The 18,915-nt window shown below is 70.5% G+C and carries 17 protein-coding genes; 14 read left to right on the forward strand and 3 right to left on the reverse strand.

Annotated features, from left to right (window positions below; all coding sequences use genetic code 11):
* Nucleotides 1–85: 85 nt before the first annotated feature.
* From VGK78_RS19795 to VGK78_RS19810, 4 genes are all read left to right on the forward strand, one after another.
* Nucleotides 86–958, forward strand: a complete 873-nt coding sequence (locus tag VGK78_RS19795) for a DMT family transporter (protein WP_331529465.1) — start codon at nt 86–88, stop codon at nt 956–958.
* Nucleotides 959–961: 3 nt separating this feature from the next.
* Entirely contained in the window at nt 962–1,885 is a 924-nt protein-coding gene (locus VGK78_RS19800) for a DMT family transporter (RefSeq protein ID WP_331529466.1), read from the forward strand.
* Between the two features lie 55 nt (nt 1,886–1,940).
* Nucleotides 1,941–2,840 carry a TIGR01777 family oxidoreductase gene (locus VGK78_RS19805; RefSeq protein ID WP_331529467.1) on the forward strand — a complete coding sequence of 300 codons (900 nt, stop codon included), beginning with the start codon at nt 1,941–1,943 and terminating at the stop codon, nt 2,838–2,840.
* 67 nt (nt 2,841–2,907) lie between these two features.
* Nucleotides 2,908–6,465 (forward strand): ABC transporter ATP-binding protein, encoded by a 3,558-nt coding sequence (locus tag VGK78_RS19810; RefSeq protein WP_331529468.1) that lies wholly within the window; start codon nt 2,908–2,910, stop codon nt 6,463–6,465.
* Here VGK78_RS19810 and VGK78_RS19815 read toward each other — a convergent pair.
* A complete protein-coding gene (locus VGK78_RS19815; RefSeq protein ID WP_331529469.1) occupies nt 6,450–6,980 on the reverse strand; it encodes a hypothetical protein in 531 nt (176 codons plus the stop codon). The two genes, VGK78_RS19810 and VGK78_RS19815, sit on opposite strands and share 16 nt — an antisense overlap.
* A 66-nt stretch (nt 6,981–7,046) precedes the next feature.
* Here VGK78_RS19815 and VGK78_RS19820 point away from each other — a divergent pair, with 66 nt between their 5' ends.
* The 5 genes from VGK78_RS19820 to VGK78_RS19840 all read left to right on the forward strand — a co-directional run bounded on the left by VGK78_RS19820 (nt 7,047) and on the right by VGK78_RS19840 (nt 12,703).
* Entirely contained in the window at nt 7,047–7,931 is an 885-nt protein-coding gene (locus VGK78_RS19820; RefSeq protein ID WP_331529470.1) for an alpha/beta hydrolase, read from the forward strand.
* Entirely contained in the window at nt 7,928–8,659 is a 732-nt protein-coding gene (gene lipB, locus VGK78_RS19825; protein ID WP_331529471.1) for a lipoyl(octanoyl) transferase LipB, read from the forward strand. Before VGK78_RS19820 ends, lipB begins: the two co-directional genes overlap by 4 nt.
* Nucleotides 8,660–8,693: 34 nt before the next feature.
* Nucleotides 8,694–9,641 carry a lipoyl synthase gene (lipA, locus tag VGK78_RS19830; protein ID WP_331529472.1) on the forward strand — a complete coding sequence of 316 codons (948 nt, stop codon included), beginning with the start codon at nt 8,694–8,696 and terminating at the stop codon, nt 9,639–9,641.
* A gap of 33 nt (nt 9,642–9,674) precedes the next feature.
* On the forward strand, nt 9,675–10,400 hold the full coding sequence (locus VGK78_RS19835) for a DUF4191 domain-containing protein (protein ID WP_331529473.1): 726 nt from the start codon (nt 9,675–9,677) through the stop codon (nt 10,398–10,400).
* Nucleotides 10,401–10,636: 236 nt separating this feature from the next.
* Nucleotides 10,637–12,703 (forward strand): S53 family peptidase, encoded by a 2,067-nt coding sequence (locus tag VGK78_RS19840; protein ID WP_331529474.1) that lies wholly within the window; start codon nt 10,637–10,639, stop codon nt 12,701–12,703.
* 70 nt (nt 12,704–12,773) lie between these two features.
* Here the strand turns inward: VGK78_RS19840 and VGK78_RS19845 are convergent, their stop codons facing one another.
* Together VGK78_RS19845 and VGK78_RS19850 are read right to left on the reverse strand one after the other, a co-directional pair.
* Nucleotides 12,774–13,610 (reverse strand): hypothetical protein, encoded by an 837-nt coding sequence (locus VGK78_RS19845; protein WP_331529475.1) that lies wholly within the window; start codon nt 13,608–13,610, stop codon nt 12,774–12,776.
* A 113-nt stretch (nt 13,611–13,723) separates the two neighbouring features.
* Nucleotides 13,724–14,134: an RDD family protein gene (locus tag VGK78_RS19850; RefSeq protein ID WP_331529476.1), complete on the reverse strand. Its 411-nt coding sequence runs from the start codon at nt 14,132–14,134 to the stop codon at nt 13,724–13,726.
* A gap of 142 nt (nt 14,135–14,276) precedes the next feature.
* Between VGK78_RS19850 and glnA the strand changes: the two genes are divergently transcribed.
* The 5 genes from glnA to VGK78_RS19875 all read left to right on the forward strand — a co-directional run bounded on the left by glnA (nt 14,277) and on the right by VGK78_RS19875 (nt 18,914).
* Nucleotides 14,277–15,695: a type I glutamate--ammonia ligase gene (gene glnA, locus VGK78_RS19855; protein WP_331529477.1), complete on the forward strand. Its 1,419-nt coding sequence runs from the start codon at nt 14,277–14,279 to the stop codon at nt 15,693–15,695.
* Between the two features lie 20 nt (nt 15,696–15,715).
* On the forward strand, nt 15,716–16,468 hold the full coding sequence (locus VGK78_RS19860; protein WP_331529478.1) for a hypothetical protein: 753 nt from the start codon (nt 15,716–15,718) through the stop codon (nt 16,466–16,468).
* Nucleotides 16,469–16,668: 200 nt separating this feature from the next.
* Nucleotides 16,669–17,661 carry a serine hydrolase domain-containing protein gene (locus tag VGK78_RS19865; protein ID WP_331529479.1) on the forward strand — a complete coding sequence of 331 codons (993 nt, stop codon included), beginning with the start codon at nt 16,669–16,671 and terminating at the stop codon, nt 17,659–17,661.
* Nucleotides 17,662–18,079: 418 nt separating this feature from the next.
* Entirely contained in the window at nt 18,080–18,427 is a 348-nt protein-coding gene (locus tag VGK78_RS19870; protein WP_331529480.1) for a metalloregulator ArsR/SmtB family transcription factor, read from the forward strand.
* Nucleotides 18,417–18,914, forward strand: a complete 498-nt coding sequence (locus VGK78_RS19875; protein WP_331529481.1) for an SRPBCC domain-containing protein — start codon at nt 18,417–18,419, stop codon at nt 18,912–18,914. Before VGK78_RS19870 ends, VGK78_RS19875 begins: the two co-directional genes overlap by 11 nt.
* Nucleotide 18,915: the final 1 nt, after the last annotated feature.

Genomic DNA, 18,915 nt, shown 5'->3' on the forward strand with positions numbered 1-18,915 from the left:
CGGCTGTCAAGCACGGGGAGCAGCCCACGCATGGGGCCGCGAGGTCGCGGGCACCGGAGGGACGACCCGTTCTCCTGGAGGCGCCATGGTGTACTCGCTCGCGCTCCTGGCCGCCCTGATCGTGGGTGTCGGCGAGGTGGTGCAGCAGCGGGTCGCAATGCGCGCGCCACCGGACGCGAACCTCTCGCCGCGGCTGCTGTGGTGGCTGGCCCGGCGTCCGGAGTGGCTGGCCGGTGTGGGGTTCTCGCTGCTGGGCAACGCGCTCTTCGCCGGTGCTCTGACGACCGGCAGCGTCGTCCTCGTCGAGGCGGTGTTCCTGACCAGGCTGGTGTTCGCGCTGGTCGTCGCCGCGCTCTGGGGTTGGCACCGGGTGCCGCTGCGCGACCTGGCGGCCGCGTTCGGACTGCTGGCCAGCATCGTGGTCTTCCTGCTCAGCGCCCGGCCGCAGGCGGGCGACGTCGACAGCGCCGGGTGGCTGTTCGCGATCGTCCTGCCGGTGCTGCTCTCCGTCGGCGTGGCCGGCATCGCCAGCCGCCGGGCCGGGGCCCGGCGGGCAACGCTCCTGGGCGGGTCTGCCGGCGTCCTCTTCGGGCTGCAGACGGTGCTGGTGAAGGCGGCCGTCCACTCACTGAGCCAGCGCGGTCCCGCGGCGACCCTGGCCGGGTGGCGACCGTACGCCGTCGTCGGCGTCGCCCTCCTGGGCACGCTGATGGTCCAGAGCGCCTTCGAGGCGGCTCCGCTCCCCGCCTCCTACCCGGCGGTGGTCACCGGCCAGCTGCTGTGCGCGATGGCGATCAGCGTCTGGGTCCTGCACGGAGGGGTGCGCTCAGACCCGCCGTACGTCTACCTGATGGGAGCGTCCTTGCTGACCATGCTGGCGGGGATCACGGTGCTCACCCGCTCGCCGCTGCTGACCGCTCCGTCCGCGCAGTCGGGGCCAGGGCCGTCAGGTGGCTGAGCCGTGAGCATCCTGATCTCGGCGGTCAGCGCCGTACTCGCCGGTCTGTGCCTCGCCGCATCCGGAGTGCTCCAGCAGCGGGCGGCGGCCCAGCGGCCCAGCGACGAGAGGATGTCCCTGCGCCTGGTGGTCGAGCTCGCCCGTGACCGGGGGTGGGTGATCGGCATCGGGCTCGCCGTCCTCTCCTACGGCTTCCAGGCGCTGGCTCTGAGCTTCGGTCCGCTGATCCTGGTCCAGCCCCTGATCGTCTCCGAGCTCCTCTTCGCGATCCCCGCCTCGGTGCGGCTCCGGGGGCTGCGGCTGGGCCCGCGCGAGTGGTGCGCCGTCGTCGCCGTCGTCGCCGGGCTCGCGGTCGGGATGGTGTCCGCCGATCCGCAGACCGGTCAGCCGGTGCAGCCGTTGCTCACCTGGATCCCGGCCCTCGTCGGCGTGGCCGTCGTCGTGGCGGCGGGGCTGGCCTTCGCCCGCTTCAGGTCCGGGCCGGCCAAGGCCGGTGGCATCGCGTTCGCGGGAGCGTGCGCCATGGGGCTGCAGTCAGCCCTGTACGACGCGACCATCACGCTTCTGCCGCAGGGCTTCCTGCAGATCTTCCTCACCTGGGAGCCCTATCTTCTGATCGCGGTCAGCCTCCTCGGCGCGTTCCTGGTCCAGAACGCCTATCAGGCGGGTCCCCTGGCGGCCAGCACGCCGGTCATGGACTCGACGTTGCCGCTGGTCGCGATCGCCCTGGGCGTCGGTCTCTTCGGCGAGACGGTGCGCACGGCGCCATGGGCGCTGGCCGGCACCGGGCTGGGACTCTCGCTCCTGCTCGCCGGGATCCTGGGACTCGACTCGTCGCCGGTCGTGCGCAAGCAACAGAGGATCGACGAGCGTGAGCGGAACGACGACGCCGAGCAGAGCGGCAGCGACGAACGGGCCCAGGCCTGACCGGTCCTGAGCCGCTCGCGCCCGGTGCAGGTTCACCGGATGGCAGAGTGGGACCGTGCACGTTCTGGTCGGTGGTGCGTCCGGGTTCCTCGGGCGGCACCTGACCGCGGCCCTTCGGCACCGCGGCCACACCACGACGTCCCTGGTACGCCGTGAGGCGGCCGCCGACGACGAGTCCCGGTGGGACCCCGCCACCGGCCAGGTCGACGCCCAGGTGGTCGAGGACTCCGACGTCGTGGTCAACGTGGCCGGCAGCCCGACCATCGGCAACCCGTACTCGAAGCGGTGGGCCGATGCCCTGCGCGAGTCGCGCGTCACGACCACCCGCACGCTCGCCGAGGCGATCGCGGCCTCGCCCGGCCGACCGGCGTTCCTGGCGGGCAACGCGGTCGCTGTCTACGGCGATCACGGTGACCACCCCGTGACCGAGGAGGGCGACAGCCGCGGCCACACGCTGATGGGTGAGGTGACCCGGGCGTGGCAGGCCGCGGCGCAGCCGGCGGTCGAGGCGGGGGCTCGGGTGTGCGTCCTCCGGACGGCGCCGGTGATGGACCGCGAGTCCGAGCCGCTCCGGATGCTGCGGCGGCTGTACCGGCTGGGAGCCGGCGGAAGGCTCGGCAGCGGGAGGCAGTACTTCCCGATGGTCTCGCTGCGCGACTGGCTCGCCGCGGTCGTGCATCTGGCCGAGGACCCGGAGGCGAGCGGCCCGGTCAACCTGTGCTGCCCCGAGACACCGACCATGGCCGAGTTCAACCGTGCGCTGGCCCGAGCGGTCGGCCGCCCGGCCGTGCTGCCGGTGCCGGCGCCCGCGATCCGGATCGCCGCGGGTCCGCTGGCGGAGGAGGTGCTCGGCTCGGTCAACCTGGTCCCGGCGGTGTTGCTCGACCGCGGGTTCGAGTTCCGCGACCGGGACGTGACGGCGGTGGTCGCGGCCGGGCTCGCGGGCGCGCGCTGAGCCGGGCCGAAGCGCTCGGAAAAATCGAAGGCAGCCTGTCGGTGCTCCGCCGTACCGTCAGAGGGCCGTGACGACCACCGACCTCGCCCCCTCCGCCCTCCGCCCGACGACCACCAGGCCGCGGGTGCCCGAGGGCCGTACGCCTGTCACGTGGCACCGGATGAAGTCGCCGCTGGCGGGGATGTCCATCGTCTTCTCGTTCATCAGCGCCGTCGGGATGTCGCTGGGTTCGGTGATCGCAGGGCACCTCGCCCAGCACCCGACCAGCCGCCTCGTGGACCTCCTGGCGCTGTGCGTGGTCGGCGGCTCGTTGCTCGACACGATCGGCCGCACGGTCTGGGCCGGGCTCGTCGACCGGGCCGAGGGGAGGCTGCGAGCCGATCTCCTCGACGCGGCCATGGCTCAACCCCTGTCCGAGCTGAGCGAGCAGGCCGTGGGCGAGATGCTCGACCGGATCGACGACGACACGCACGAGGTCGGCACGTTGCTCCGGCAGAACATCTGGATGGTCGTCCGGGTCGGCATGGCCGCCGGTCCACTGTGGCTGGTCGGCGGGCTGACCTGGTGGCCGGCGTTCGTCCTGTTCCCCGTGACCGGTGCCGGCGCGCTGCTGCTGGTCAAGCGGATGCTGCCCCGCCTGGCCGAGCTCAAGGTTCTCGAGGAGATGGCCTGGACCGACCACGCCGCCGCGATGGAGGAAGGAGTCGCGGCCCGCGACGACCTGCGCACGAGCCTGGGCCAGCCCTACGTCCTGCGTCGCTGCACGGAGCTCGCCGGGCAGATCCACCGCCGCTTCGCCGACGTCGTGTCGCTCGAGGCGGGCATCGGGCGACGCACGGGCGTGCTCCTCCACGGAGTCCTGGCCGCCACCGCGCTCGTGGGCGTCCTGCTGGTCCTCGGCGACCGGCTGTCGACGGCGTCGCTGGTGACGCTGTTCCTGGTGACCACGATGTTCGTCGGTCAGGTCGACCAGCTGGCCCGGCACATACCCGACCTGCAGGAGGGCCTCGGGGCCGTGATCCGGCTGCGCCAGCTGATGGCGTCCGACCCCGAGCCCGAGGGCGGCCTCGACCTCCCCGACGGGCCCCTTTCGGTCCGCTTCGACGACCTCCACTTCGCCTACGAGCACGGCACGTTCGCGCTGTCGGGCGTCGACCTGACCGTCCCCGCCGGTACGACGTGCGCGCTCGTCGGGCGCACCGGCTCCGGCAAGTCCACCCTGGCCTCCCTGGTCTCGCGCGCGGTCGAGCCCGAGCCCGGGTCGCTGCTGCTCGGCGGAATCGACGTACGCCACCTCGATCTCCAGCAGCTGCGGGCCGCCGTGGGTGTCGTCACCCAGCGCACCGAGATCCTGGCGGGCACCCTGGCCGAGAACATCACCCTGTTCGCCGAGCTTCCCCGCGCCACGGTCGAGGGTGCCGTCGCGGAGCTGGGCCTCTCGGCCTGGGTCGCGGGCCTCCCTCAGGGGCTCGACACGCTCCTCGGTCCGGGCGGCACCAGCCTGTCGGCCGGCGAGGAGCAGCTGGTCGCCTTCGCGCGGTTGCTGGTGCGTGACGTCCGCGTAGTCGTCCTCGACGAGGCCACCGCTCGCATGGACCCGCTCACCGAGGCGCGGGTCGTGAGCGCCGCGGATCGCTTGCTGAAAGGACGCACGGGCATCCTGGTGGCCCACCGTCTGTCGACCACCGAACGTGCCGAGCAGGTGGCGGTCCTCGACGGAGGCCGGGTGATGCAGAGCGGGCCACGCGAGGTCCTGTCCCATCGGCCCGGCGCCTTCCGCGGCCTGCTCGATGCCAGTGCTCGCGAGTCCGCCCTCCGTGAGACCGATGGGCGTGACGTGGACAGGAACGCCGTCGCTGCCGACGAGCACGCCCTGACCAGCGGCGCCGTCGGCACCCGGCGGCGCACCGGCGCTCCCCCACCGAGCCCGGAGCTGCAGCCGCTGCCGAGCCTCGCCCGCGCGACCAAGAACGCCCTGTTCGTCGAGCCGCAGTGGGGCCTGCTCGGGATGGCGATCTTCCTCGTCACCGCCCTCACCGGGGCGTTCGGCGCGATCACCGGCTGGATCTGGGGCCACGCCGTCACCGACCTCCAGCAGGGCCAGCGACCAGTGCTGCTCGTCGGGCTCCTGATCGTCTCGCTCATCGGCTCGCCACTGCTGCTCTCGGTGGCCATCCGGCGCTACCCGCAGTGGTGGATCTCGGTGATGCTGCGGGCGCGCACGCGGGTCCTGCACGGACAGACCAGCACCCACCGTCTCGAGCGGACGCCTCCGGGTGAGGTGGTCGCCCGCACGATGGACGCCGACCGCCTGGCCCGCTACGCCGACCGCTGGGTCGACTTTCTCAACGGACTCCTCATCGCGATCGTGACAGCGGTCGTCGCGGGCACCGTCCTGGCGGGAGCCGTGCTGCTCACGGTGATGACCGCGTCGGCCGTGGCGTCGTCGTTCGGTCGTCGCGTCGCCGGTCGCTCCGCCGCAGCGTCGTCGGCGGCACGTGCCCGCTTCGGACGGTCGCTGGTCTCCTCGCTGGACTCGATCCGCACGGTCAAGCTCGCGGCAGCGACGCCCGACGTCCACCGTCACCTGCGCGAGGTCGACGGTGGACGCGTCGACGCGGCCGTCCGCGAGCACCGCGTGCAGGCGATGCTCGACGGTGTGCCGATCGTCATGGTGCAGGTGGGAGTCGTGGCCGCCTGGGCGATCCTGGTCGCCGGGTGGTGGGGGTTGGCCACGGCGTTGATGGTCGCGGGTGCGGTCAACGGTTTCGACTGGTTCGGGCGGGTCGCCGGCACGGTGATCACCGAGGCGCCGGGCGTCCGCGCGTGGATGCGCGCGACCAGTCGTCTCGCGGGCGGAGGCGACCTGATGCACCTGCCCGAGGGCGTGCATCTCGTCGAGGGCATCGCGCCCGACCCGGCGCCCGCGCTGCGCGATCCGCTGACCGAGCTGCACCTGACGGGCCTCACGGCCGTCCACGACGACGGGACGATCGGCGTCAGCGACGTCGACCTCGAGCTGGTGCCCGGCGAGCTGGTGCTCCTGCTGGGCCAGGTCGGGTCCGGGAAGTCGAGCCTGCTCGGGGCTCTCGCCGGCCTGGTGAGCAGCACCGGAGAGATCCGCTGGAACGGTCAGGTGCTCGCCGACCACCAGGCCGACCTGCGACCCGGCCGGGTCGCCCACGTCGCCCAGGTGCCGCGGGTCCTGTCCGGCACGTTCCGCGGCAACATCGCACTCGACCACCCCGGCCGCGACGTCATGCCCGCGGTCGAGGCCGCTCGCCTCGAGCGTGACGTCTCCGACGCGGGTGGACCCGATGCCCTCGTCGGGCACCGCGGCGTGCGTCTGTCGGGTGGCCAGGTGCAGCGCCTCGCCCTGGCCCGGGCGCTCGCATGCGACGCCGACCTCTTGCTCGCGGACGACGTCTCCTCGGCGCTCGACGCCACGACCGAGGTCGAGCTCTGGACCGCGCTGCGCGAGCGGGGCGCCACGGTGATCGGTGCGACCTCCAAGGTCGCCGCTCTCGCACAGGCCGACCGGGTCGTCGTCCTGGTCGAGGGCCGGGTCGCCGACAGCGGCCCCTGGGAGCGGATCGCCACCCGCTGGGGTCATCTCGCCGGCTGAGCGCTCGCCTCGGCGACCTTCCATCCCGCGGCCGTCCGCCGCATGAGTATCCGGTGGGTCGCCCAGGCACTCGCCGGCACCGCCGTAGGCCGGCTCGCGCCGGCGGCGACACCGCCGACGGTGCGTTCGGTCACGACGAGGACGAGCCGGCCGGGGTGACGGTCGGTGACCCGGAGCTCGGCGACCTGCTGGCGGAGCCCGGCGACCCTCAGGCCGCGACGGGTCCACCGGCGGAGGTCGTCGGCGTCGCGCTCACCGGTGGTCGAGCCCGTCACGTAGAGCCGGATCAGAGCGGCCGGGTCGCCGGTCGCCCAGGCGTGCGAGCGCAGCCTGTCCCACCGACGGAGCACCGAGAGCGCCCGGGCGTCCGGCGAGGCCGGACCGTCGGCGGCGGGCGTCGTCCGGACCGGATGGCGTGTGGCGTCACCGCCGTCCGCCGTGCCGGTCATGCCGGCCAGCCAGAGCGGTGCGACCGTCGCGACGGTCGCGAGCAACAGCACCTCCCGAGTCCGCATCCCACCACTGTGACCCGATCGGCGCGCTCCCCGCAGAGTCTGTCCACACCCTCCTACCGTGGACGCGTGAACGTGTCCCGACGGGGTGTGTTGACCGGCGCCGGCGGCGCCCTCGTCGCGGTCGCCGCCGCCGGACTCGCCGTGGACGAGGGCTGGCTGCCGGGAAAGTACCGGATCCGGCGCGCCCTCGGCCTGACCGGGCCCGCAGGTCACATCCCCGACGTGCCGCCGGGGAAGGTGGTCAGCGGGACATTCGTGTCACGCGACCGGCTCGGGAAGCAGGTGGGCTGGTCGGTGATCTATCCGGGCCGGCGGACGCAGCGGCTTCCGGTCATGGTGTCGCTCCACCGACTCGGCGGCGACCACACCACGGCGGTCACCGAGCTGGGGATGGACCGGTTCCTGCCCGCGGCCGTCGCGGCAGGTGTCCCGCCCTTCGCGATCGCCACGGTCGACGGCGGCACGACGTACTGGCACCCACGCCCGAGCGGTGAGGACGCCGGGGGCATGGTGCTCGACGAGCTCCTCCCGCGGCTCGACGACGCCGGTCTCGACACCTCACGGCTGGCGTTCCAGGGCTGGTCGATGGGCGGGTACGGCGCCCTCCGGCTCGCCGGGCTCGTCGGCGCTCAGCGGGTGCGCGCGGTCGCTGCCCTCAGCCCCGCACTGTGGACCGACCCGGCGGACGCGTCGTCGGACGGGTTCTCCGACGCCACCGAGTACCGGCGCTACTCGGTGATGGGGCACCAGGCCGATCTCGACGGCATCCCGGTGCGTGTCGACTGCGGACGGGAGGACCCCTTCTACCCGGCCGACCGCTCCTACGTCGACGGGTTCGACCGTCCGGTGACCTCGACCTTCGAGGAGGGCGCGCACGACGCGGCGTACTGGACCCGGATGGTGCCGGCCCAGCTGGCCTTCGTGGGGCGTTCGTTACGCTCGGGAGAGTGAGCGACCTGGTGTTCCGTGAGGGCGGTTTCGGCATTGACGCCGTCGAGTACCTGTCCGCGTGGGACACCCAGCGCGAGATCCACGAGCAGGTCGCGTCCGGTGCCGCGCCCGACACCGTCTGGCTGCTCGAGCACCCGCCGGTCTTCACCGCCGGGAAGCGCACCGCGCCCGGCGACCGACCGGCCGACCCCGGCGGCGCCCCGGTGATCGACGTGGACCGCGGCGGGATGATCACCTTCCACGGCCCGGGCCAGCTCGTCGGCTACCCGATCGTCCGGCTCCCCGACCACGTCAAGGTGGTCGACTACGTACGCCGGGTCGAGGAGGCACTGATCCGGGTCTGCGCCGACCTGGGTCTCGCCACCGCCCGCGTCCCGGGCCGCAGCGGCGTCTGGCTGAAGGCGGACTCCTTCCGCCCGGAGCGGAAGGTCGCCGCCCTGGGCATCCGGGTGAGCCACGGCGTGACCATGCACGGCTTCGCGCTCAACTGCGACGTGGACCTGTCGTGGTACGACCGCTTCGTCCCCTGCGGCATCTCCGACGCGGGCGTCACGTCGCTGGCGGGCGAGCTCGGCCGCGACGTCACCGTGCACGACGTGCTGCCGAGCGCACGCCGGCACCTCACCGACCTCCTCGCCTGGGTGCCGTACGACCCGACGCCCGACTACGAGCCGCGGCCCGAGCCCGGCCGTCAGGCTCGGGTCCCGGTGCTCGGCCTCCCGGGCTGACGGGCGGACTGGGCCGTCCCCGTACGATGGGACGGTGACTCAGGCTCCGTCCCGCAACGTCGCTCCCGACGGCCGCAAGCTGCTGCGGCTCGAGGTCCGCAACGCCGAAACCCCGATCGAGCGCAAGCCCGAGTGGATCAAGACGCGGGCGAAGATGGGGCCGGCGTATGCCGAGCTGCACGGTCTGGTGAAGTCCGAGGGGCTGCACACGGTCTGCCAGGAGGCGGGCTGCCCCAACATCTTCGAGTGCTGGGAGGACCGGGAGGCGACGTTCCTGATCGGCGGCGACCAGTGCACGCGGCGCTGTGACTTCTGCCAGATCGACACCGGGAAGCCGCAGGCGCTCGACCGCGACGAGCCCCGACGGGTCGCCGAGAGCGTGCAGAAGATGGGCCTCAGGTACGCCACCATCACCGGTGTCGCGCGCGACGACCTGCCCGACGGCGGCGCCTGGCTGTACGCCGAGACGGTGCGCGCCATCCACTCCCTCAACCCCGACACCGGTGTCGAGAACCTGATTCCCGACTTCAACGGCAAGCCCGACCTGCTGGCCGAGGTCTTCGAGAGCCGGCCCGAGGTGCTCGCCCACAACGTCGAGACGGTGCCGCGGATCTTCAAGCGCATCCGGCCGGCGTTCCGCTACGACCGCTCGCTCGACGTTCTCACGGCTGCCCGCGACGTCGGCCTGGTCACCAAGTCGAACCTGATCCTCGGCATGGGCGAGACCCGTGAGGAGGTCAGCCAGGCGCTCCGCGACCTCCACGCGGCCGGGTGCGAGCTGGTCACGATCACCCAGTACCTCCGCCCGTCCGCCCGGCACCACCCCGTCGAGCGCTGGGTGAAGCCGGAGGAGTTCGTCGAGCTGGCGGCCGAGGCCGAGGAGATCGGCTTCTCCGGTGTCATGTCCGGCCCGCTCGTGCGTTCGTCGTACCGGGCGGGGCGGCTGTACCGTCAGGCCATGGCGGCGCGCACGCCTGCCTGACCCGATCACCACGTCCACGGAGTACGTCACAGCATGGCCAAGAGCCCCACGCCGAAACCGGCTGACCCGCCCTCGCTGAGCCGGCGTCAGCAGTTCGCCCAGACCTACCGGATGGCCAAGAAGTCCGACCCGGCCATCGGCCGCTGGGTGCTCGGCGCCGGGCTGCTCGGCCTGGTCGTCGGCTTCGGGCTGTTCTGGCTGGCGGTCGGCCGCAGCAGCACGCTCGGCGTCGTGCTGGCCGTCATCGGTGCCCTGATGGTCGCGGTCCTGTCCGGCCTGATCGTCTTCTCACGACGTGCGCAGAAGGCGGTCTACGGCCAGATGGAGGGCCAGGCCGGAGCGGCCGCCGGAGCGCTGGGCCTGCTCAAGCGCGGCTGGCACGTCGACAACGCGATCGCGTTCACCAAGCAGCAGGACATCGTGCACCGGGTGATCGGTCCGCCGGGCATCGTGCTCGTCGGCGAGGGCAGCCCCGGCCGGCTCCGGCCGCTGATGACCAGCGAGCGCAAGCGTCACGAGCGGGTCGCCGTCGACACCCCGGTCCACGAGATCGTGGTGGGCAATGACGAGGGCCAGGTCGCGCTGTCCAAGCTGTCGCGCCACGTGCAGAAGATGAAGCGCCAGGTGCAGCCCGCGGAGATCACCGACATCCTGGCCCGGCTGAAGGCGATCGACGCCTCACGCCCGGCCCTGCCGATGCCCCGGGGCCCGGTGCCGACCTCGATGAAGGGACTGCGCGGCCAGATGCGCGGCCGCTGACCCGCGGCCGCTGCGGGGTGGGGCGAGGTCGTCGTCGGTTTGCGTGCCCCTCGAGGCTCACGAAACGCTCGCGAAGCGGTGCGCACGACGAGGCCAACAAGTCGCCTCTCCCCTCTCCCGTTCGACCCGTCTTCGGAGTTAGAGTCCTGTCGCCTTACCTCGGATTCCGTTCCATCTAGCTGAAGAACAGGAGATGTGTTCGGGTCGGCACGGGACGCTCGGGCACTAAGTCACGAGTGAACACATCACACAGCACCAAGAAGCTGGCGGCCATCGCCACAGCCGGCTTGGTTTCTCTCGGCGTCGCACAGGTGGCCGCACCGGCCCACGCGACAGCCCGCCATCAGTCGAGCGCGACCCGCTCGGCCGCCACTCCCACAACCACTCGCACAACCACTCGCACGACGACGTCGTGGACATCGCGGGCCACCAGGCTCGGCAGCACCAAGCCGTCCACGGTCCTGCACCTCGCGGTGTGGCTCAAGCAGCGTGACACCCGGGGGCTGGCGGCGCGCACGCGGGCGATCTACACCCGGGGCAACGCCCAGTACCACCGGTGGCTGACGCCGCGGCAGGTGATGCGCCGCTATGCCCCGACCGAGCACCAGATCGCCGTGGTCAAGCACTACCTGACTGCTCAGGGGTTCCGCATCGAGTCGGTGGCGAGCAACCGGGCCTACGTCAACGTCTCCGGCACGACCAGGCAGGCCGAGCATGCCTTCGGCGTCAAGCTGAGTCAGTACCGCTACCAGGGGCACACCTACCGTGGCACGACCAAGCCGCGGCTGGGCGCGATCGCAGGCGGACACATCGACAGTGTCGGCGGCTTGGACACCGCCTCCACCTACCGCCCGATGGCCAGCCGCAAGAAGGTGACGCCCGCGGACTCGTCCACTCCGTGGAAGGGACTGTGCGGGTTCCTCGACACGACCCAGAGCGTGACCTTCGACAAGCCGTCTCATGCCACCGAGTCCTACACCGGCTTCCTGCCGTGCAACGGCTACACGGGCACCGACCTCCGGCACCTGTACGGCGTGGACCAGCTGTCGATGGATGCCGGCGCGGGCCAGACCGTCGCCATCGTGGACGCCTACGGCAGCCCGACCATCCGTGCAGACGCGAACAAGTTCTCGACGGAGAACGGTCTCCCGAAGCTCGACCAGAACAACTTCCAGATCGTCACGCCCCCGGGCATCGGTCACGTGAAGGACTCCAAGGCCCAGGACCCGTCGGGATGGCTGCCCGAGGTGGCCATCGACGTCGAGGCCGTTCACGCCATGGCACCGGGCGCGAAGATCGTGCTGGTCGCAGCGCCCAACGACCGGTCCAGCCTGGACGAAGCCGTGAACTGGATCTTGGTCCACCACCTGGCGAACATCGTCACCAACAGCTGGGGATTCCCGGTCGACCTCGCCTCACCGGGCCAGGGCACGCGCATGGAGCGGATCCTGGAGACCGCCGCGGCGGAGGGCATCGGAGTCAACTTCTCCACCGGCGACGACGGGGACAACTCGGGGCGCTTCGGGGTGCAGACCGTCGACTTCCCGGCGACCTCGCCGTGGGCCAACGCGGTGGGCGGCACCAGCCTGTTCGCCGACGAGCAGGGCAACTACGACAGCGAGACCGGGTGGGGTGACACCTTCTACCGGTTGGCCGTCTGCGACACCTTCACGACGGACTCCAACGGGCAGAAGACGTGCACCGCGTACGACCGGTCGGACTCACAGACGCTCGACGAGGGATTCATCGGCGGGGCAGGTGGCGGCCTCAGCAACTTCTGGCAGGCGCAGCCCTGGCAGGAGTCCGCGATCGGCAACGACACGGCCGTCGGCTACGGGAAGGTCGGAAGCCACCGGGCCATCCCCGACATCTCCATGGTGGGCGACCCGGAGACCGGGATGCAGGTCTGGCTCACCGACCCGGCCGTCGACCCGACCCAGCCGGTCGAGGAGCAGTGGGGCGGCACCAGCCTCTCCTCTCCCCTCTTCGCCGGCCTGATGGCCGACGTCGATCAAGCCCGGGCCGCGGTCGGTGACGGCCCCGCGGGTCTGGCGTCGCAGTATGTCTACGACCTCCCCCAGGGGGCGATCCGGGACGCACTTCCGCCGACGTTCGACAACCCGAACCCGTCGGCGGCGGCCGGCCCCGGCTCTCGGTCGCTGTACTACGGCAGCTTCAACTCGGGGAGCTTCTTCAACGTCGGGTTCAATGCCGACACCTCCCTCGGAACGACCTCCGGATGGGACGACGTGACCGGTGTCGGCACGCCGTACGCGCCGCGTTTCGTCGAGGCCTTGAAGTAGCAGGCCTGAGGACGAGGGGCGGGTGCCGTCGGCACCCGCCCCTCGTCACGTCGTACGCCGTTCCCGAGCGTCACCTGCTGCTGCTCGGCATCTCCATGACGTCGGCGGCCGGCGGGGCGCTGATGTGGACGTCGGCGCCGTAGTCGGTGTACGTCGCCGTGATGCGCGAGACGTTCTTCATCAGCATCGTGAACCGCGCCATCCGGTCCTGGCTGTCGAGCCACAAGTCGTAGGTCATCGTCCTGGGCAAGGAGGCGGTGCTCGGCAGGTTCTTGAACATCTGGGTGGCGGCGTGGGTGTCGAGCACGACCCGGTAGTGCTCCACCTGCTGCCCGCCGATGGTCGCCTGGCCGAGGTCGGTGACCTTGCGGAAGGTGTCCGGCGACAACTTGTCGATCAACGACTGGGGGTCGTAGTTGCCCAGCGCGTCGCCCATGTTCCCGAGCGGCCCGTTGGGGTCGCTGAGGTCGAGCTTGAGGTACTTCCCGCTGCCGGTGGGGTCCTTGATGTACATGACGCCGCCGACCATGCGCATGTCGGTGGCCGTGCCCATCCCGGTGAGGTCCATGGTCACCTGCATCGCGGGCGTGTCACCGGTCATGTCGAGGGCGCCCTTCGCCGTGATGCTCTGGCCAGACAGGTCCATGGACATGGTGAAACGAGCCGTCGTGATCGACTTCGCGGCGCTCTTGAGCTTGCCGAGGAACGCCGCCGGGTCGAGGGTGTGGGCACCGTTCCCCGAGTCGGTGGTCGCCGGCGAGCTCGGGCTGCTCGCGCCGGTGGACGTCGAGGGCGCCTGGGGGTCGGCCGCGGTCTGCGAGTCGTGGTTGCCGCAGGCCGCCAGCGACCCGAGCGCCAGCGGTACGACGGCAGCCAGGGCCGTCTTGCGAAGAGTCAGGCTGCGCATGGGTCCTCCAGGGCTCCACGTGGTCCGCTCCCCGTGAGCGTGACCGGCCGCCCGAGGCGACGGACAGCTCGTTCAGGGTAACTGCGGGGCCGAGCCGGGACGCACGAAACGGGTCATGAACCGGTGTCGGTCCGCGGGACCAGCGGCACGGTCGCGGACCCGCAGACCATGTCGTGCAGCCCACGGCCGTCGGGCCGGAACACCAGGGGCGGGATGACCAGGCAGATCATCACCTGCCGCAGCAGCGCGGTCAGGAGGCTGAGCGGCCGGCCGCTCCCGTCGACGCGCACCACGCGCAGGCGGGTGGCGAGCTGTCCGAAGGATCCGCCCGAGAGCGCCATCAGCAGGGCCGACTCGGCGATGAACAGCAGGTTGAGGTACACCGACGGCAGGCTGCCGCTGCCGAACCAGTCGCTTCCGTAGACGGCGAGCATCACGCCCCAGCACGCGGCGTAGTCCACGAGGAGCGCCAGGACCCGCCGGGCCCAGGACGCGGTCTCGAACGGCAGCTCCTGGACCGGCACCCGGGTCAGCCTACTGAGGCGGTTCCGCTGCTCGACTCCTGCCCGGGAGGTCGTTACATCGGCGAAACACAGGGGATACGGTCGAGAAACTGGCTGCTCCTACGTTGGCGGGCATCCGGCGAGACAACACCCAGGAGGTCGAATGTTCGCCACCAGCGACGAGCTGCTGAAGTTCATCAAGGACGAGAGCGTCGAGATGATCGACGTCCGGTTCTGCGACCTGCCCGGGATCATGCAGCACTTCACTGTGCCGGTCTCGTCCTTCGGCCAGTCGGTCTTCGACAACGGGCTGAACTTCGACGGCTCGTCGATCCGCGGCTTTCAGGCGATCCATGAGTCCGACATGTCCCTGTTCCCGGACCCGACCACGGCGTACGTCGACCCGTTCCGAACCGCGAAGACGCTGGTGGTGAACTTCTTCATCCACGACCCGCTGACCGGGGAGCCCTACTCGCGCGACCCGCGCAACATCGCCCGGAAGGCGCAGGCCTACCTCGCGTCCACCGGCATAGGCACCACGGCATACTTCGCGCCGGAGGCCGAGTTCTACGTCTTCGACTCGGTGCGCTTCGAGACCAAGGTCAACGCCGGGTACTACCACATCGACTCCGAGGCGGGGTACTGGAACTCCGGCTCCGAGGAGAACAACCGCGGCTACAAGGTGCGGTACAAGGGTGGGTACTTCCCGGTCGCGCCGTACGACCACTTCGGTGAGCTGCGCGACGAGATGGTGCTCGAGCTCGAGCGCGCCGGGCTGATCGTCGAGCGTGCCCACCACGAGGTCGGCACCGCTGGGCAGGCCGAGATCAACTACAACTTCGCCCAGCTGCTCAAGGCCGCCGACGACGTCATGAAGTTCAAGTACGTCGTGAAGAACGTCGCGTGGCGCAACAACAAGTCGGCGACGTTCATGCCGAAGCCGATCTTCGGCGACAACGGCTCCGGAATGCACTGCCACCAGTCGATCTGGGACGACGACGTACCCCTCTTCTACGACGAGACCGGGTACGCCGGCCTGTCCGACACCGCCCGCTACTACATCGGCGGCATCCTCGAGCACGCCCCGTCGCTGCTGGCGTTCACGAACCCGACGGTGAACTCCTACCACCGGCTGGTGCCCGGCTTCGAGGCCCCGGTCAACCTGGTCTACAGCCAGCGCAACCGCTCGGCGTGCGTCCGCATCCCGATCACCGGCTCGAACCCGAAGGCCAAGCGCATCGAGTTCCGCTGCCCCGACCCCTCGGCCAACCCCTACCTCGCCTTCTCCGCGATGCTGCTGGCCGGGCTCGACGGCATCCGCAACAAGATCGAGCCGCACGAGCCGGTCGACAAGGACCTCTACGAGCTCCCCCCGGACGAGCACGCCGACATCCCCACCGTGCCCGCCACCCTCGGCGCCGTCATCGACTCGCTCGAGGCCGACCACGAGTTCCTGCTCGAGGGCGGGGTGTTCACCAGCGACCTGATCGAGACCTGGATCGACTACAAGCGCACCCAGGAGATCCAGCCGGTCGCCCTCCGCCCGCACCCCCACGAGTTCGAGCTCTACTACGACATCTAGTACTGAAGCCGGACGGCAGCATGTTCGAGACCGTGAGCGAGATCGGCGGGACGCCCACGACGCGCGCGAGCACCGGCTACGAGCAACGGGCGAGGGATCTCCAGGAACTCGTCGGCGATGCGCACCGATATCTCGCGGACGGTCTCGGGACCGACTTCTCTCCGATCGTCATGGTTCTCGATCAGACCGACTGGATGATGGGGGGTGACGACGCGCCGCCCTATGGCATCCCCTACGCCGCCGACGAGGGGTTCGACCTGGTGGTCCCCGCTGATCCCACGCGCAACTTCCTCGTCGACATCTATGCGGCGTCCGGGTCACGGAAGTCCGCGGAGCGGTTCGCAGACCTGATCGCCGTGCACGAGCTCGGTCACCTTCACACACGCGCGATGGGACTCACCCTTCCGCAGGGCTGGTTGTCCGAGTTCTTGGCGACCTACCTCGCTTGCTGCTTTCTGGTAGCACATCGTCCCGAGGACGCGTCCCTGTGGTTCACACTCGCCCGGGCCCGGACCGACGGTGCCGGCCCCGAGCATCGCTCGCTCGAGGCCCTCGACGAGCTCTACTTCGGGGTCGGAGCGGAGAACTACATCTGGTACCAGGACGCCCTCAGCGTGAAGGTCGGGCACGTCCAAGCTGACATGGGCCTCGACTTCGCGCGCCAGATGCGCTCTGCCGTGCTCACACCGGACAGTGACACCCGGACGACGCTGGCGGCGGCCGAGAACATTCATCCCGGCTTCGAGGCCTGGGCCGCGGCCCTCGGAGGATGAGTGTCATGACGGCGCCACCCGACCGTCGCGTGAGTGGGCGGACCGCGCCGGGAAACGCACGTGTGGTGGGTGCCGTCCTGGTCGCTCTGGTGGCCGGATGCGTGACGGCGGGGTGTGGGTCCTCGTCCTCCTCGTCCAGGAGTCCGGCGGCCCCCAGCCAGGCACGGGCCTCCGCGAGCGGGACCGGGCTGGCCGATGAGATGTCCCTGATCCGACGGGTCGTCCGAGGAGCGGTGGCAGCCGATGTCTTCCCGGGCGCCGTGGTGGTGGTACGAGACGGCGGACAGAGCCGCACTCTGGCGGTCGGCCGCGCGGACCTGGCCACCGGGGCGCCGATGACCGCTGGCGATCGGTTCCAGGTCGCCAGCCTGACCAAGTCGATGGTCGCAGCGGTGGCCCTGAAACTCGTGACCCAAGGGCGCCTGTCCTTGTCCGACACGGTCGAGAAGTGGGAGCCGGCCCTGCTCCCGCGAGGCGCCGAGATCACCGTGGCAGACCTTCTCGGCCAGACCAGTGGGCTGCCCGACTACACGCCCATCGTGACCTCGCACTATGTGAGCGGGCATACGTCGACCGCCCCACCCGCCCTGGTGGGTGCGGTTGTCCACCTGCCCCTCATGTTCTCGCCGGGCTCGCGCTCGTTCTACTCGAACACCAACTACGTCGTCCTCGGAATGATCCTTCAGAAGGTGAGCCACGAGCCTCTGGCGACTCTCCTGCAACAGGAGCTCTTCGGTCCGCTCGGTCTTCGCAGCGCCAGTCTCGCCGAGAGTCGGACGAGAACTCCCCCGCTGGCGCACGGGTATGACAACCGCAGGGATGTCACGAACCCCGAGCTCACGTGGCTGTGGGCCGCGGGCGGCGTGGTGTCGGACATCGGCGACGTGGCGCGCTTCTACGACGCGCTCCTGTCCGGGCGGGTGGTGCACGGGACGCTGCTGGATCGGATGCTCACGATGCGCCGGGAGACCAATCCCGATCTTCCGTACAGCGGCTATGGACTCGGCGTGGGCACGATCCAGACCAGCTGTGGCGCCGCCTACGGCGCCACTGGCGACATACCGGGCTTCCACACCTACGCCCTGACGGCGAGGGACCGCAGCCGTTCGGTCGTGATCGCGGAGAACGCCTCCCTGTCCGTTGCGGTCGAGGATCAGTTGTCGACGGTGATCAACGACGCCTTGTGCGGCTGACACCCTCCACGTCGCGGAAACACCCCGGGGCGATGCGGTGCTGAGGCGCTGGCCGGACATGACCATCTCTCCTAGACTCCGAACACGGTCCAGAGACGGGGTTGTCATGATCTTCTACGGACTCCTTGTCCTGCTTGGCGTGGGGATCGCGGCTTGGGCGGTCCGCTCCTCGACCGTCAAGCAGATCCTTCGCGGCCACGGAAAGGGCCGGCCCCCGTTCAGCAGCGCGAACGACCACGGATTCGACCACAACGGTCGAACACCGAGGATCGACCCGCTCGGGCGGCCCAGAGCGCGCGACTGGGAGTAGCAGCCGGCCTCGCCCAGTGCCGTCGCGTTTCCGTGCACCTACATCAGGGCCAGCACCGCATCCGTCACGTAGCCTTGACATATGGCGATATCGAGATATGTTGGGCCGGTGGCTCGAGCATCGACGACGTCGGATGTCTTCAACGCCGTCGGCGATGTCCATCGCCGCGCGATATTGGATGTGCTGCTTGCCGGCGAGAAGGCGGTCGGGGCGATCGTGGGCGAGGTCCCGATGCCTCAGCCGCAGGTCTCGAGGCACCTCCGGGTGCTCGGTGACGTCGGGCTCGTCCAGTGCCGGGCGGAGGGACGCCGCCGGCTCTATCGTCTGGCCCCCGAGGCGCTTCGGCCCATCCGGGACTGGGTGTCCCAGTACGAGCGGGCGATCAACGCGCGACTGGATCGGATCGAGGACTACCTCGCGACACTGCAACGAGAAGGAGACGACGGTGGCACCTGATCGGCATGGCTCGGCAATCATCACCTTCCCCAGCGAGCTCGAGGTTGTCATCACTCGAGAGTTCGACGCTCCGATCGACCTCGTCTTCGACGTGTTGACCAAGCCGGAGCACGTGAGCAGGTGGGGTGCCACACCCCCCGACCGGATGACGGAGTGCTCGATCGACCTCCGGGTCGGCGGGAACTACCACTCCTCCTTCGTGACCGGAGACGGAACCGTCTTCTCGTTCAGCGGGACCTACCTCGAGGTCGAGCCGCCGGTGCGAACTGTGGAGACGTGGCACTTCAACTGCTGGCCGGGTGTCGAGGCGGTGGAAGCGATGGAGCTGCACGAACGCGACGGAGTAACGACGTTCACGTGGCGACTCACCTTCCGGGACCAGGCAGGAAGGGACCACATGACCGGCTTCGACGGTCAGCAAGACAGCCTCGACGAGATCGAAGACATCCTCAGGTCACTTCTCGAACCCAGCCGCACGACTGGGTGAG

Source organism: Nocardioides sp. (genome assembly GCF_036503465.1).
Classification (GTDB): Bacteria; Actinomycetota; Actinomycetes; order Propionibacteriales; family Nocardioidaceae; genus Nocardioides.

What these genes read in the sequence shown, in the direction of transcription:
- VGK78_RS19795 (WP_331529465.1), top strand. Translation starts at nt 86, where the DNA reads ATGGTGTACTCGCTCGCGCTCCTGGCCGCCCTGATCGTGGGTGTCGGC.
- VGK78_RS19860 (WP_331529478.1), top strand. Translation starts at nt 15,716, where the DNA reads ATGTTCGAGACCGTGAGCGAGATCGGCGGGACGCCCACGACGCGCGCG.
- VGK78_RS19845 (WP_331529475.1), bottom strand. Translation starts at nt 13,610, where the DNA reads ATGCGCAGCCTGACTCTTCGCAAGACGGCCCTGGCTGCCGTCGTACCG.
- VGK78_RS19835 (WP_331529473.1), top strand. Translation starts at nt 9,675, where the DNA reads ATGGCCAAGAGCCCCACGCCGAAACCGGCTGACCCGCCCTCGCTGAGC.
- glnA (WP_331529477.1), top strand. Translation starts at nt 14,277, where the DNA reads ATGTTCGCCACCAGCGACGAGCTGCTGAAGTTCATCAAGGACGAGAGC.
- VGK78_RS19865 (WP_331529479.1), top strand. Translation starts at nt 16,669, where the DNA reads ATGTCCCTGATCCGACGGGTCGTCCGAGGAGCGGTGGCAGCCGATGTC.
- VGK78_RS19815 (WP_331529469.1), bottom strand. Translation starts at nt 6,980, where the DNA reads ATGCGGACTCGGGAGGTGCTGTTGCTCGCGACCGTCGCGACGGTCGCA.